Annotated in this window: 11 protein-coding genes; 9 read left to right on the forward strand and 2 right to left on the reverse strand. The window is 37.4% G+C overall.

The window, feature by feature from the left end; genetic code table 11:
* The first annotated feature begins 14 nt into the window (after nucleotides 1-14).
* The 5 genes from IO68_RS18760 (at nucleotide 15) to IO68_RS18780 (ending at nucleotide 3,309) form a co-directional block, all read left to right on the forward strand.
* The gene (locus IO68_RS18760; RefSeq protein ID WP_023012524.1) at nucleotides 15-1,313 is read left to right on the forward strand and encodes an ABC1 kinase family protein; all 1,299 of its coding nucleotides are present in this window, start codon (nucleotides 15-17) and stop codon (nucleotides 1,311-1,313) included.
* 56 nt (nucleotides 1,314-1,369) lie between these two features.
* The gene (gene folB, locus IO68_RS18765) at nucleotides 1,370-1,750 is read left to right on the forward strand and encodes a dihydroneopterin aldolase (protein ID WP_023012525.1); all 381 of its coding nucleotides are present in this window, start codon (nucleotides 1,370-1,372) and stop codon (nucleotides 1,748-1,750) included.
* Nucleotides 1,707-2,141: a 2-amino-4-hydroxy-6-hydroxymethyldihydropteridine diphosphokinase gene (locus IO68_RS18770; protein WP_023012526.1), complete on the forward strand. Its 435-nt coding sequence runs from the start codon at nucleotides 1,707-1,709 to the stop codon at nucleotides 2,139-2,141. Before folB ends, IO68_RS18770 begins: the two co-directional genes overlap by 44 nt.
* A gap of 39 nt (nucleotides 2,142-2,180) precedes the next feature.
* The gene (locus IO68_RS18775; protein ID WP_023012527.1) at nucleotides 2,181-2,732 is read left to right on the forward strand and encodes a DUF2799 domain-containing protein; all 552 of its coding nucleotides are present in this window, start codon (nucleotides 2,181-2,183) and stop codon (nucleotides 2,730-2,732) included.
* Nucleotides 2,733-2,850: 118 nt separating this feature from the next.
* Complete coding sequence (locus IO68_RS18780; RefSeq protein ID WP_004880048.1) at nucleotides 2,851-3,309, forward strand: hypothetical protein; 459 nt, start codon at nucleotides 2,851-2,853, stop codon at nucleotides 3,307-3,309.
* A gap of 50 nt (nucleotides 3,310-3,359) precedes the next feature.
* On the opposite strand, the gene coq7 is transcribed toward IO68_RS18780, so the two are convergent.
* Nucleotides 3,360-3,995 (reverse strand): 2-polyprenyl-3-methyl-6-methoxy-1,4-benzoquinone monooxygenase, encoded by a 636-nt coding sequence (gene coq7 / locus IO68_RS18785; protein ID WP_023012528.1) that lies wholly within the window; start codon nucleotides 3,993-3,995, stop codon nucleotides 3,360-3,362.
* A 3-nt stretch (nucleotides 3,996-3,998) separates the two neighbouring features.
* The gene (locus IO68_RS18790; RefSeq protein WP_023012529.1) at nucleotides 3,999-5,318 is read right to left on the reverse strand and encodes an MFS transporter; all 1,320 of its coding nucleotides are present in this window, start codon (nucleotides 5,316-5,318) and stop codon (nucleotides 3,999-4,001) included.
* A gap of 165 nt (nucleotides 5,319-5,483) precedes the next feature.
* Between IO68_RS18790 and IO68_RS18795 the strand changes: the two genes are divergently transcribed.
* The 4 genes from IO68_RS18795 (at nucleotide 5,484) to IO68_RS18810 (ending at nucleotide 13,821) form a co-directional block, all read left to right on the forward strand.
* Nucleotides 5,484-8,204 carry an autotransporter assembly complex protein TamA gene (locus IO68_RS18795; RefSeq protein WP_023012530.1) on the forward strand — a complete coding sequence of 907 codons (2,721 nt, stop codon included), beginning with the start codon at nucleotides 5,484-5,486 and terminating at the stop codon, nucleotides 8,202-8,204.
* Between the two features lie 48 nt (nucleotides 8,205-8,252).
* Nucleotides 8,253-12,758 carry a translocation/assembly module TamB domain-containing protein gene (locus tag IO68_RS18800; RefSeq protein WP_023012531.1) on the forward strand — a complete coding sequence of 1,502 codons (4,506 nt, stop codon included), beginning with the start codon at nucleotides 8,253-8,255 and terminating at the stop codon, nucleotides 12,756-12,758.
* Between the two features lie 135 nt (nucleotides 12,759-12,893).
* Entirely contained in the window at nucleotides 12,894-13,358 is a 465-nt protein-coding gene (locus tag IO68_RS18805; protein WP_023012532.1) for a DUF4124 domain-containing protein, read from the forward strand.
* 97 nt (nucleotides 13,359-13,455) lie between these two features.
* Nucleotides 13,456-13,821, forward strand: a complete 366-nt coding sequence (locus tag IO68_RS18810; RefSeq protein ID WP_004880036.1) for a hypothetical protein — start codon at nucleotides 13,456-13,458, stop codon at nucleotides 13,819-13,821.
* Nucleotides 13,822-14,025: the final 204 nt, after the last annotated feature.

Raw genomic sequence — 14,025 nt, forward strand, 5'->3', positions numbered from 1 at the left:
GGCAATGAAAGATTATGAAAAGAAATATTTTATTCGATGGATTGCGTTCTGTTGCACGTATTGGTGAAACAGTGATGGTTGCAGCACAGGCAGGTGTAAAATACGCAACTGAAAAACCAAGTAACGCAAAACTTATGCGTGAGACTTTTGAATCATTGGGTTCTACTTATATTAAACTTGGTCAATTCATCGCAAGTACACCATCTTTATTCCCTCGTGAATATGTTGAAGAGTTCCAAGGCTGTTTAGATCAAACACCAACTTTGCCTTTTAGTTATATTCAACAAGTTTTAGCTGAAGAATTTGAAGGTAAGAATCTAAATGAAATCTTTAGCTTTATTGATGAAAAGCCTTTAGCATCAGCATCAATCGCACAAGTACATGCTGCTCGATTAGTTACAGGTGAAGATGTTGTATTAAAAGTACAAAAGCCGGGTGTGGAAACGATTTTATACACAGATTTAAATGTCGTACATTGGGCAACAAAACTCCTTGAAAAGGCAGTTCCTAAAATCAAATTTGCCTCTTTGTCTGAAATCGTTGATGAAATCAAAACACGGATGGTACGAGAAGTAGATTTTATCGAAGAAGCACAAAATCTTGATGATTTCGTACAGTACCTAAATGTCTCAGGTAATCAAGCTGCAACTGCGCCAAAGGTTTACCATCAATTCTCTACGCGCCGTATTTTAACGATGCAACGATTGTATGGTGTGTCTTTAACTGATTTTGACGTTGTAAAGAAATATGCAAAAGATCCAACACAAGTATTGATTACAGCCATGAATACATGGTTTGGTAGTTTAATGTTATGTAAGAGTTTCCATGCAGATTTACATGCAGGGAATCTAATGCTGCTTGAAGATGGTCGCATTGGCTTTATTGATTTCGGTATTGTTGGTCAATTAAAACCAGAAGTTTGGACTGCATGTATGGCATTTATGGATGCTTTGCAGCATACCAATTACACTGCTATGGCTGAAAATATGCTCAAAATGGGGATGACGCATCAGAAAATTGATACCCAAGTTTTAGCTGATGATCTCGAGCGTTTATTTAGTGGCGTACTTTTAGCAGATCCTCAAGAGATTTTGACTTCAAATCCAGCTGATCTCAATGACATTATGATGGATATGATAGGGGTTGGTGAACGTCACGGCATTAAATTCCCGCGCGACTTTGCGCTATTATTCAAGCAAATGTTATATTTTGATCGTTTCATGCGTGTTCTCGCACCATATACCGATATTTATGCTGACCAACGTTTGAAAATGGTTCACAATATCGAACCTGCTTCATTCTTGAAGCACTAAAAATTCTTTTAAATCCCCCTTGTTTCAAGGGGGAAATTTTATGTGATGTTGAGTTAATGGACGCCATTATTATAGAAGGGCTAAAAGTTGATACGGTTGTTGGTTGTTTTAATTGGGAACGCCAAATCATTCAGCCTTTGATGTTGGATTTAACGATTCATAATGACTTGAGTCAGGCTGCTCAGTCTGATGAGTTGGAAGATACACTGAATTACGCTCAAATTTGTGAGTTAGCTGCACAAGTGATCCAACAAGCAAAACCTAAGTTAATTGAGCATGCTGCGCAATTGGTTCTTGAAAGTTTATTTACGACTTTTTCTTCGATTGAATCTATTATTATCACTATTCGTAAACCTGCAATTATTGCTCAAGCAACTGCAGTAGGAATTCGCCTTGAACGCAACAGAAACGATTTTTGCGCTCGCACTGGCGAGTAATGTCCAACAACAACATCATTTCAGTTTTGCTTATGCTCAAATTAAGCAATTGGGTGATGTGAAATTTTCTTCTATTTATCAGATTCCATGTCGTGATGGTGTAGGTGCTGATTATTGGAACTCCGCTTGTTTATTAACAAGTACCTTGTCTGTTGAGGACATGATTGAGGCATTAAAAAAATTAGAATTAGAATCTGGGCGTATTCGGCCATCGCATCATATTAGCTTAGACATCGATGTTATTGCATGGGGCAAAGATTTGAACCATATGCAATTTAATTCAAAGAAGCTACCATTGGCAGTAGATGTGAAAATTCCTTTAGTTGAATTATGGCAAGATGATGCGCTGGAATATAATTCAGAGCTGCAATATCCTGTCATTACAATGTAATTTTATTGTTTGTAACACCATAATAATAGGAATAATTTTATGAAAATTATTTTTCAAATTTCATTTTTAAGTCTTTTACTGTCTGGTTGTGCAGCCATGAGTGTTGATCAATGTAAAACGGCAAACTGGACAAGTGTTGGTGAAAAAGACGGTTCGGCAGGACGAGAGTCAAGATTAGATAAATACTATTCATCGTGTCAGAAAGCGAATATTGTTCCGAATCAAGCGCTTTATGAAAAAGGTTATAAGCAAGGTTTAAGTTATTATTGTCGTCCTGAATCAATCTTCTATGAAGCGATGGAAGGACGCGGTAATTATCAAGTTTGCCCAGTTGAAAAACGTGATGCGTTACGAGCATATTATCAAGTTGCTAATGAATACTACCAAGCAAATTCTGAATTTGATCGCTCACAAAATGATGTCAGTTATTATTTGAGAGAATTAGAACGTAAAGATTTATCATCAAAGCTTAGAGATGACTATAAAAAGCGTTTATACGATTTACGCTCAAATAGCAGCAGAGTTCAATATCGTTATCAAGATGCTGTAAGGAACCTTGAAAGATTTAAAGCAGAACATGGATTGAATTAATCCAATCCTAAAACCTATGGTGCTGCCATAGGTTTTTTTATAAATAGAACAATTGAAACACATACTAAAAGCTTAAGCAGTGTTTGAATATTCACATGAATTATTTGAAAGGAACGGCATGAAAATTAAATATCTGATATTGGGCTTACTTGCGTGTAGCGCAATGAACTCGGCGTATGCGATTGATGCCAAATATAGAGAGTTACTAATCCAATCAGGTTGTACACAAGTGAGTGAAATGCAAGGTTGTGATATTTATAAAAGCAAAGAAGAAAATGCAACGTCGGGTTTCGTCACACCACAACCTCAACAAATGATATCAAATCAAAGCATTCATCAAAAAGATTGGGTTGCTCAAAAAGCTGATGGTTCAAAATTAGCAACCATCAAAATTGATGATGCAAAACGTGTATGGGTGAATAGCAAACGAGTGTTCTTTGTTAAAAAGGGCAAAGATCAGTTACAGTTCAAAAAAGATAAAATAATTTATGTGATTTTTACTGATCAAAATAGATATTCGCAAAGTTATTGGCATAATCAAAAAGCAAACATGCATGGTAAGATTATTGTTAAATGATCTGTGATTGATTATAAAAAAGGGCGTTGTGTTGAAACGCCCTTTATCCTTTATAGATAGTAACTGGTTTTAGTCATGAGTTTAGAAATGGCTGTCATGGTGATACGAACAGGTACAGGTAAATCAACACCACCCGCATTGAGTGCTGTATCTCGATGATGAAGCTCATCTTCATTCATTTGTACTAAGATTTTACGTGAACGCGAATCATGTTCGGGTAATTGTTGAATATGATCTTGTAAATGTTGGCTGACTTGACGCTCTGTTTCTGCGACAAAACCTAAGCTATATTTATCACCAGCAATTCCTGCAATTGCACCCATGCCATAAGACAATCCATACCAAATCGGGTTAAGTAGGCTGGTGTGGCTGTCTAACTCTTTTAAACGATCTTCACACCAAGCAAGATGGTCTTGTTCTTCGATGGCTGCTTGTTGCATTTCTTCACGAACATGAGGGAGTTTTGCTGTCAATGCTTGTCCGTGATAAAGCGCTTGAGCACAGACTTCGCCACTATGATTAACACGCATTAAACCTGCAACATGACGAGCATCACTCACGCACAGTTGTGATGGTTCATGATCTGCTGGATTACCGCGTTGAGCACTCGTTGCACCAGGAACTAAGCTGCGTAATGCTTGGTCAAATGAGTTAATCAGCTTATCTAGACCTGTATACTGACGCATAAGTTAATCCTCTAAAGTGTTTGGAACATTTGCAATAAGTGGTTTTAGTCGTTTCAACAACCAAATGGAGAAAAATGCACTTAAAACAGCCGTAATAATAAATAAGATTTTAATATCAATTTTTAAAATGCTTAAGACTAAAATTGAGAAAATTGCGGATGAAACCATAAATACAGCATTTAAAATATTATTCGCGGCCACAACGCGTGCGCGATGAGAGCGTGGAGAATAAGCCTGCATCATGGCGTACAGTGGCACGATATAGAAACCACCACTAATACCCAGTAGAGTGACTGCTAACATTACGTGATAATAGACTAAACCTTGAGTAAAAATGTCGCCAAGATTGAGAAGCTCACCCGAGCGTTCAGGAACAAAAGCAAGGCTTGCAGCTAAATAAAGTGCAAATACAGTCAGACCAACAGCACCGTAAGGCACCATCTTGATATTTATATCACTACCGCCAATCTTTCTGCATAGTAGTGAGCCAACACCAATTCCTACAGAGAAAAAGGTCAGTAATAAGCTCACGACATTTTCAGAAGCATGTAAGTTTTGTTGAGTGAGTTGAGGAATTTGGGTGAGGTACGTAGCGCCATAAAACCAATACCAAGAATTACCCAGCAAAATAATAAAAACAACTGGAATGCCTTTGACGTATTTTAATGTCTGAAAGCTAGTACGGACAAAGTTCCAATCAATCTTTAAGTCTGGTTCAGCAACTTTTTGAGATAAAATAAATCGGCTACATAAATAGCCTAAGCAGGCAATTGTGAAAACTGTGATACTAATCCACAATAAGTTTCCTTCAGATGAGGCGATGACAGCACCACCTAAAATCATACCAAGTAAAATCGCAATAGAAGTACCCGACTGAAACAATGCATTACCAGACATTAATTCCTGAGGTTTTAAAATTTCAGGCAAGATGGCGTACTTAATTGGACCAAAGCAGGTTGAATGTGTACCCATAAGAAATAAAGCAAACAATAACAGCCACAAATTACCAAGTAAAAAGCCTGCTGTTCCGATGAGCATGATGACAATTTCTAATATTTTAATAAATCGAATAAGCTGAGATCTTTCATATTTATCAGCGATTTGACCTGCTGTCGCTGAAAAGAAAAAGTAAGGTAGAATAAAAAGAAGTGCAGCAAGATTATTTAAAGTACTAATGGGTGCGCTTTGTTGCTGAATCCAACCATAGGTAATGACTAAGAGTAAAGCTTGTTTATAAACGTTGTCATTCAGTGCCCCAAAAAATTGTGTGAAAAACATCGGAACAAACCGACGTGATGTCATTAAGTGGTCATCTTGTTTCATCGTGTGTTCACTTCATTGTGTTTTATAAAAAAATGTGACTTACTGTAAAAATACTACAAAATGCATGTATGATACTTTCAATGTTTGATTGGATGAAAATCAACGATTTGAAGAACTTTTCACCCATCAAAAAAAGATAAATTAAAAATAAGTTTAGAGTTTCACATGCCATCTAAAGCTAAGTTTAAACAGTCAACACTGGTTCATTCTATGCATTTAATATTTAAAATGCAGGGCTTTCCTAAACTTATTTGTAGTAGTTTTTTAATTAGTTCTTGTATATCAGTTGCTTGTGCTCAAGAGCAGGTTTCTGATCTGTCGAAAAATGAAACAATTGAACAACCTACAACAACAGTCGATTCAGACACTGTACAAGAAACAACGACGTTTAATACTCAATTGGTCAATGCTTTACCAAGTTCGAATATCAATGTGCAAGACAGTTTGGACGCGTTAAAACAGCAAGAACAATCCGTAAATCAAATTAACGAATTGAAACCAATTCAGTTAGACGACAACTTAGAAGATTTACCAACGGTCACTGTTGATCAAAATATGGCAGACGAAATTTTCCGTGTTGCTGAAGAAGCAAAAAATGATGCGAAAAATTATCGTGATAATCCGACTAAAACGTCCGATGTATTGGTGAATGATGCTTCGCAGGCGGAATTGACAGAGATTACCAAAGCACCTGTGAATATTGATCAATTGATGCAGGAAATTCAAACAGACAGCAAGATTGTTGTTGAGGCAAATGAGACAGGTCGAACATTACCTGAATTGCAAGTCAATGATGACAAGAAAGATGAAAAAGTTGGCTTCTTCAAAAGAATTTGGAATCGTTTACATCCTGATAATCTACTCAATGCTGAGAAAATACCCCGTATTTCAGCAGATGTTTCAGGTGCGCCAGCGATATTGGCAACGAATATCAAGGCTAAGCTTTCTACTTTTACTCAAGAGTCGTTTGAAGATTTTAACGTTGCATTACCACAATTAAGATCACTTACAAATCAAGCTGCACAAGCAGTAGGTTATTACAATGCTGAATTTAAATTTGAAAAAGTCAGTGATAGCAAGGTTAAAGTCAACGTCACGCCAAATGAACCAGTTAAAATCAAAGAACAAAATATTGAGTTTTCTGGAGCAGGTGAGAATTTACCACAACTCCAAGTTCTTCGCTTAATTCCTGAGCAAGATGAAGGTGATATCTTCAATCACGGTAAATATGAAGAGACTAAAACTAAAATTGTCAGCGCTGCAACCGACAATGGTTTCTTTGATGCTTATTGGCGATTACACGATGTAAAAATTACTCAACCAGATAAGACAGCGGAAATTAACCTGAAATATGAGACAGGCGACCGTTATAAGCTTAAAAAAGTTGAGTACCGGATGAGCGATCCGAGTAAGCCTTTGCCACTAACACAAAAAGTATTGGATAGCTTAGCTCCTTGGAAAGAAGATGATGACTATGCTTTCTGGCGTGTTAATGCATTGGCAAACAACCTCACTAATACCCGTTATTTTAACTACACCTTGGTTGATACGATCAAGCCAGACCCGATTCAACCGCCTTTAGAATTAGCACCCGATTTACAGGCATTGGTTGATCAACAAAATATTCAGCAATCACAGCTGATGAGTAGCCAACAGAAAGCTGATTTGGCTCGGCAAAAAGTCGTTTCTGCTGAAGAAGTGACTCAAGATGTTGTGGATGAATCACAGTTCTCTGGTGGTGAGTCACAACAATACGCAATTGCACGTGCAATGCCACTCTCGCATGATCACGATGATGAGGAAGAGGAAAGACAAAAACTAGAAGAGCAAACGCGAATCGAGAAAAAAATCCCAGTTGTTGTGACATTGAACGCAGATCGTTTAAACAGCTTAGAAACAGGTCTGGGGTATGGTACGGATACAGGGGCACGTATTCGTAGCCAATATCGACGTGCCATTGTAAATAAGTATGGACATGCATTTGATGCCAATATTGAGGTTTCACAAATTCGTCAATCAATTGATGGACGCTATAGCATTCCTTACAAACATCCATTAAATGATTATTTTAACCTTGTTGGTGGTTATGAGCGTGAAGAGCGTGATGATATTGGTCCAGATGTAAATCTGCTTGTTGAATCTGCTGTATTGGGTGGTGAGCGTGTCATTAAAAACCCGCTCGGTGATTGGCAACATACGATGGGTGTTCGTTATCGTCTAGATCGACTCACTAAAAAAGGTGATGTTGATGTAAATGAGTTACCTGATGCATTTAAAGTATCAGGAATGGATTCAGAACAAGAATCTCTATTGTTTGGTTATGAACTATCTAAAACCAATGCCAATTCTCGTTTAAATCCAACCAAAGGCTTTAAACAGACCTACAAAGTTGAACTGGGAACTGAATCATTACTTTCTGATGCAAACATGGCGATCTTAACTGCTGGTTGGAGATTTATTTATTCACTAGGTGAAAACGATGACCATCAGTTTGTTGGTCGTGGTGATGCAAGTTATATTTTCACTGATGACTTTAATAAAGTACCTTATAACTTGCGTTTCTTCACAGGTGGGGATCAGTCATTACGTGGATTTGACTACAAGAGTTTATCGCCAGAAGAAAACGGCTATAAGATCGGTGGACAAGCGTTAGGGGTCGGTTCTTTAGAATATAACTATCAGTTTAAAGATGGCTGGCGAGCTGCTATTTTTTCTGATTTTGGTAATGCTTATGATAAAGATTTTAATAATCCGACAGAATATAGTATTGGTGTTGGTATTCGTTGGATATCGCCAATTGGCCCAATTCGATTAGATGTTGCATCAGGTATTTCAAATGATAACAATCCTATTCGATTACATTTCTTTATTGGCCCACAGCTTTAATAAACTTTAAAAAATCCTTTAAAAGGTCAAATAATTTTCAGGTTGATTATGACGGAAGTAGAACAGCAATTAACGCCTCCAACTGGACCTAAATCAGAACGGCATATTTTCCGTAGTATTGTGCTGATTATATTTATCACGCTTTTACTATTGGTAAGTTCAGTGCTAGTAATGATGTCTACAGATAAAGGTAGCCGCTTTCTGCTAGATCGTGTACTTCAGACTCAGCAAATTATTAAGTATGAATATGAGGGGGGTAATTTACTTTCAGGCATTATTCTAAAAAATGTACTTGTACAACTGAAAGCAGTAAATGTCTCAATAGATCGTGCAGATGTATCACTTGGTTGGCGTGCGATTTTAAATAAAGAAATACACTTGAGTCATGCTGATATCAAGAATCTGGTCATTATTAATAAAAATCCACCATCAGGTAAGCCGTTTGCTTTTGATGCAATTAAATTACCTTTCGTTCTGCGTGTAGATGAAGCGACCTTAGATCGTTTAGAAATCAAAACAACAACATCAACTGTTGATTTTAATGATATTTATTTAAAAGATGCATTATGGTCAGGTACAAAGCTGAATTTTGAAGATTCACGTATGGATATGGGCTACTTAGCCCTACAAAATGCCGCAGGTGAAATGGACTTTAGTGGTAAATATCCACTGAATGCCAAAGCTGATGTGATCATTCCTGCACTCAATAGTCTAGATATTAAAACCATTAAGCTTGTTGCGACGGGTACATTGGATACTTTGAAAGCAGGTATTGCGACTCAAACACCTGATATGTTGACAGGTTGGTTTCTCGTTCATCCTGTACGTGATCATGTGCCTATGAATGGCGAACTATTATTTAAAAACTATCATTTACCATTACTGAAAGAGCAAAAGCTATTTGCTAAAGATGGTGTTGCACGTTTTCGTGGTGATATTCAGAAATTAGTCATTAATTTAGATACTGATCTAAAGGGCGAACAAATTCCAGAAGGCAAATACAATGCGCTTATGGATACAGACCTAAAAAATCAACTGAATATACGAGATTTTAATGGGCAACTCATGGATGGATCTGTTGCCTTAAATGGTTTGGTCAATTGGCATGAGCATGTTTCTTGGGATATTAAAGGTCGGTTAAGTCATTTGAATCCAAAAAATGAAACCGTACCCCAAGTTGCTCAAGACTTTTTACCACCGAATTTAGATGCGAATATTAGTTCATCGGGAACAATGGAAAAAGGTTTGTCATTAGTTGCTGAATTGGCTTTTGATAAATATGAAACATGGAATGTAAAGCTTAACCAAGCTGAAGCGAAGGACAAAAAGCCTCAACCGATGCTATTAGATGTTTCTTGGAAAAATATCGACCGTGCTGTTCCCTATATTGGTTGGTTAAGCAGTGATGAAGGTCAAACCAATATTGCCTTGAAAGAGGGTCAACAAGATATTTATCTATCGACAACTGTACGCCCGCATGAGCAAACAATATTACCAACAGGTAAGTACAATGCACGTCTTGATGTAAAAGGCAGTCTGTTAGATGTTGAAAACTTTAGTTATCAAGCTGCAAAAGGTAGCTTAGTTGGTCAAGCAAAAGTAAAACTCCCATCTGAAAAGCAACAACTTTCATGGCAAGCTCAACTCAAAGCAGAAGACTTTAATCCACAAACAGTTTCGGCTTCAGCACCCGTTAATTTGCTAAACGGTGAAATTAAAGCGACAGGATTTGCCAAGCCAAATCAACAAATTATTCAGTTAGAGCAGATTGATTTAAAAGGTCAGCTTGCTCAAGCGGGTAGTAATGAAACGATTGCTTTAAAAGGTAAAAGTACAGCCGCACTCATTTTCCACGATCAAAAAGCAGGTGGTGGCTTTAAAAGCTTTGCTGTGAACTATGACGGTTCATTGAATGCTTTAAATCAGGGGAATGGTTTATTAAAAATTGATATTGCTGGTACACCAGAATTTATTAAAGTGAATGAACTCAAACATGACGGTGTAGCAGGTAAATTGTTTGCTACAGGTTCAGTAAATCTAAAAGATAAATTAGGTTGGGATATTGATGCTTCATTAGTTCGTTTTAAGCCGCAGTACTTTGTTTCTAGTGTCAAAGGTGAAATTTCGGGTCATGTAAAATCACAAGGCGTTTGGTCAGATCAATTGAAACGTATTGATATTCGTCAGTTAAATGCAGCAGGTTTTATTAATAACAAACCTGTACGTGGTCGTGGAAATCTTACTTTATTACTTGATTCAAACCAAAAAGGCTTTTTGCCGCAACAGTTTGAAGCAAATGATCTGTTCCTTGCGTATGCTCAAAATCAATTGCAAGCAACAGGCAATGCTCAAAGCTTGAAAATTAAATTAAATGCACCTGCACTGTATGAGCTATATCCAGGTTTACAAGGCCGTGCATACGGTAGTTTAAATATCCAATCGCAACCGCGTTTGAAAGCTACAGCAAATATTGCAGTTGATGATTTTGCATTCAATGATTTGGTGAGCACTAAGTCTTTGCGCATACAAGGTGAATTACCGACATCTGAAACAACGCCTACTTTATTGACTGCAAAAATTGATAATTTACGTAGTGGAAATAAAGAAATTGAAAATGCAGTTGTCAGCCTCGCAGGAACTCGAAAAGCACACCTATTAAAAGTTGAAAGTAAAAATCGCCAGTCAAATTTCTATGTTCAACTTGCTGGTGGTTTTAATGCAAATAATGATTGGTTAGGACAACTGCAAAAAGGCAAATTTAGCTCACGTCGTGTCAACTTAGTGCAAAGTCAAAATGTACCCATCATTTATACAACCTCATTGTCTGAACTGTATATCGGTCAGCATTGTTGGCAGAGTTCAAATAGTCAGTTGTGTTTAGATCAGGCAGCACGATTAAGTAAAGCCAAAGGTAACTTTTCTGTTGTCACTAAAAATCTTGAACTCAGTGACTTTGCAGCATTTATGCCTGAAGGCTTAGCCGTTACTGGCCAGTTAAATGGTTATGCACGTGGCTCATGGGTAAATGGTAGTCGACCAAAACTCGATGCCAGTCTAGTCACACGTAAAGGTGAAATAGGTTTAGCTGCTGCCGACCCACAAGATATTGCAACGACAGTAACATATGACGAGTTAAGTCTGATTGCGAAAAGTGTGAATGATGGTTTGTTGTTCCGTGTTGATATGAAAACACCTGATATTGGTACAGGTTATGCCAATGTGATTATCAATCCATATCAAAATAACATGCCGATGCGAGGTGAAGTTGCATTTGATGATGTTCAACTAAAAGTATTCAAACCGTTCATCAAAGATGTACGTTCAATGTCAGGTACGTTGGCGCTCGCTGGTAAGGTCAATGGAACACTAACTCAGCCTCAGATTACGGGTGAAATGCGCTTAAAAAATGGTGCGATCAGTATGATTTCGTTACCTGTGAATCTTAGCAATATTCAGCTTTATTCATCGATTCGCCAAGACTCAGCAAGTATTGATGGTGCATTTAACAGCGGTCGTGGTGTAGGGCGTCTCAAAGGTAGCTTTGATTGGAAAAATGATCCACATTTAGCTTTAACATTAAAAGGTGACAATTTACTGGTTCGACAAGCACCGATGATCACTGCGATTGTGCAACCTGATTTAAGTTTGGATGTTTATCCATTCCAGCAAAAATTAAGTTTGAAAGGTTCAATTGATGTGCCACGTGCTCGTATCTCGATGCCAGAAAGTTCTGCAACTGTAGTTAATGTTTCACCAGATGTTCGTGTCGTACAGCAAGGTCAAGATTTATTAGCAACTTTGAAAGCAGCTAAACCTTGGGAAATCCGTGCAGATATGACAGTAACTTTAGGAAATCAAGTCATCTTCCAAGGCTTTGAAAGTAATATTCCTTTAGTCGGTCGTCTACATTTATCTCAACGTGGTTTAGAAACTGCAATGCGTGCCAATGGTGCAATTGGTGTAAGTCAAAAAGTTAAAATTGAAGCTTATGGTCAAAGCTTAGATCTTAATCGAGCAATCGCGCGTTTTAATGGGCCATTAGCAAACCCAACTCTTGATATAGATGCGAATAAACCTGTCCAAGGCAGCATGGTAGGCGTGCGTGTGACTGGTACAGCAACCGTTCCGAATGTACAGGTTTATAACGATGCAGGCTTATCTGAACAAGAAGCACTAAATGCATTGTTAACTGGTCGAATCAATGAGGGTAATACAGGCTTGAGTAATACTGAAGGCTTTAAGTCGGATGTAAATAATACGATTGCCGCTGCGGGTATTAGTATGGGGCTTGGCGGAACACGAGCGTTAACCAATCAAATTGGACGTACTTTCGGATTGAGTGGTTTAGCGCTTGATGCACAAGGAACAGGTGATGATACACAAGTGAGTTTAACGGGATATATCACACCTGATCTATTCATTCGTTATGGCATTGGTGTGTTCACACCAGTGAATAAACTAACATTGCGTTATCAAATGAATCGACGATTGTATTTGGAAGCAAGTCAGTCTTTAGAAAGAGCGATCGATATATTCTATAATTGGCGTTTCTAATCCATTTCAGTCAAACCTGCTTTATTTCGATAAAGCAGGTTTTTTGTTTGTGGTTATTTTTGCAAATAAATGTGATACAATTAATATAAGTAATTGAAAATTAAAGAATAAATGACATTTTTTTGGAGAAATGAGATGAAATCTGTCACTTTTAGTCAGGTTTTGGCAACTGTAAGTATTTGTATGCTGAGTAGTTTATTTCATGTGAATGCGAAAGAATATTACAAGTGGGTTGATGCACATGGTGTAACAACATACTCAGCAACGCCACCACCAGCTAAAAAACAAGAACCTCAACTTGATCCTGCACAGAAAAAAATAAATGCTGTGACATCTCCGACGACTGCTGTAATTCCACCTCAATCCAATAATGAGGTTAAAACCAACTCAACTACAGTGAAATCAACAGTAAATGCTCCAGCAAAAAATACCACTGTGAGTGCAAAAATAGAGGTGAATATTCCATTAAAAAGCTGTAATGGGGTGAGATGTTGGGATACGAAAGGGAAGCATTACAACTTAGTTCAGGGCAATACTTATCTGTCAGCGACTGGTGGTAAATGTCAAAAAACAGGCAACAATATGCATTGTAGTAAATAATTTGTATGCTTTTATTAATGGACGCCATGTTTTAAAAACATCTTTTTTGCAAAATGACTGAGTTTCAGTATGATGTGTGCATTCGATTAGCCGCAGTATGATGATGAAAAAAGTTCTATTGATTGCATTGGGTTTAGCTTTGGTTGGTTGTGCTGAAAAAAAGCCGTTAACACCTGAAGAAAAATGGCATGGCTATTGCGTCAGTGTGGGGAATGCAGCACGTTCGATTACTTTAGATCGCCAAAATGGAATTGAACAAAAACAAGCAACAGAACATGCGGGTAAAATCGAAGATGAAACGACACGTAAATTCATTTTTGAAATTATTGAAAATGTGTATGCAATTCCAGCAGATCAATTGAAATCTGATCCAGAAGCATTACGTGAAAAGTTAAAGCAAGAATACACTGATAAATGTTTGGCAACACCACATGATAAATTGCCAAACTATAAATTATTCTAATGTTAAAATGAAAAGACAACGTTGTTGTCTTTTTTTATGCATTTAATTCATTGTTTTATTGGACTTTAAGTTACTACCAAAGCGGTATTTAAAACAGATGAACATTTCGCTATAAAATAATGGGCATCACGTAGAAATACGGTAGTTGCATTAACTTTTAACGCGAAGTCTAGTAAAATTTTGCTGTCCATATTACTTGTAAAG

This window comes from Acinetobacter sp. COS3, from assembly GCF_000475335.1.
GTDB lineage: Bacteria > Pseudomonadota > Gammaproteobacteria > Pseudomonadales > Moraxellaceae > Acinetobacter > Acinetobacter venetianus.

Excerpts from the sequence above, each read along its gene's own strand:
- IO68_RS18760 (WP_023012524.1), top strand. The coding sequence starts at position 15 with ATGAAAAGAAATATTTTATTCGATGGATTGCGTTCTGTTGCACGTATT.
- IO68_RS18790 (WP_023012529.1), bottom strand. The coding sequence starts at position 5,318 with ATGAAACAAGATGACCACTTAATGACATCACGTCGGTTTGTTCCGATG.
- folB (WP_023012525.1), top strand. The coding sequence starts at position 1,370 with ATGGACGCCATTATTATAGAAGGGCTAAAAGTTGATACGGTTGTTGGT.
- IO68_RS18805 (WP_023012532.1), top strand. The coding sequence starts at position 12,894 with ATGAAATCTGTCACTTTTAGTCAGGTTTTGGCAACTGTAAGTATTTGT.
- IO68_RS18795 (WP_023012530.1), top strand. The coding sequence starts at position 5,484 with ATGCCATCTAAAGCTAAGTTTAAACAGTCAACACTGGTTCATTCTATG.
- IO68_RS18775 (WP_023012527.1), top strand. The coding sequence starts at position 2,181 with ATGAAAATTATTTTTCAAATTTCATTTTTAAGTCTTTTACTGTCTGGT.
- IO68_RS18780 (WP_004880048.1), top strand. The coding sequence starts at position 2,851 with ATGAAAATTAAATATCTGATATTGGGCTTACTTGCGTGTAGCGCAATG.
- IO68_RS18800 (WP_023012531.1), top strand. The coding sequence starts at position 8,253 with ATGACGGAAGTAGAACAGCAATTAACGCCTCCAACTGGACCTAAATCA.
- coq7 (WP_023012528.1), bottom strand. The coding sequence starts at position 3,995 with ATGCGTCAGTATACAGGTCTAGATAAGCTGATTAACTCATTTGACCAA.
- IO68_RS18810 (WP_004880036.1), top strand. The coding sequence starts at position 13,456 with ATGATGATGAAAAAAGTTCTATTGATTGCATTGGGTTTAGCTTTGGTT.